Below are 683 nucleotides of genomic sequence, written 5' to 3'. Positions count from 1 at the left end.
CTGTCACAGAACAGGATTGGATTACGTATCATGTTCTCCTTTCCGTGTGCCTATCGCACGCTTAGCTGCAGCTCAAGCAAACTTGAAGTAATCCGATAGAAATATCGATTATATATAGAAGGCTGCCTCATTTGAGGCGGCCTTTTTTATTGTATTAGTTTTTCGGCATTCATTTACGAAYGGGWGCCGTCAATCCGACGCGATTCGAGTTACACAGTTAATTAGGAGGAGCGCACAGTATCGGATTGACTTGATTCTTTTGTTTACTTTTCTCATCTAAGGAGAAAAGTAAAAGCCTCACGGCTTGAGTGGTTARATAAAAATAGAAACAGAGCAATATAGGTATCTGTGGTGAGCGCAATCTCTGTTGGGTGAGYCATCATCAGTTGAGTTCTGTCACAGAACAGGATTGGATTACGTATCATGTTCTCCTTTCCGTGTGCCTATCGCACGCTTAGCTGCAGCTCAAGCAAACTTGAAGTAATCCGATAGAAATATCGATTATATATAGAAGGCTGCCTCWTTTGAGGYGGCCTTTTTTTATGATTTTACTTTAAAGCTAAAGCCGCATGGCTCTTACTTTCTCCATTGATGAGAAAGTAAGCAAAGAATCTAGGGTTAGAAAGGACAATCTGCTCCTACTTGAAAAACAATAAGTGCGGCGGGGTGATCTTCGAACAGGT

Annotated in this window: 1 protein-coding gene; it reads left to right on the top strand. The window is 41.7% G+C overall.

All coding sequences use genetic code 11. From position 1 onward, the window contains the following. Positions 1-367 precede the first annotated feature (367 nt). Complete coding sequence (locus ELS83_RS22825; protein ID WP_171597633.1) at positions 368-484, top strand: putative PEP-binding protein; 117 nt, start codon at positions 368-370, stop codon at positions 482-484. Positions 485-683: the final 199 nt, after the last annotated feature.

Origin of the sequence: Marinifilum caeruleilacunae (assembly GCF_013141825.1) — a bacterium.
Classification (GTDB): Bacteria; Bacteroidota; Bacteroidia; order Bacteroidales; family Marinifilaceae; genus Marinifilum; species Marinifilum caeruleilacunae.
This window is presented reverse-complemented; position numbering and strand designations above follow the sequence as displayed.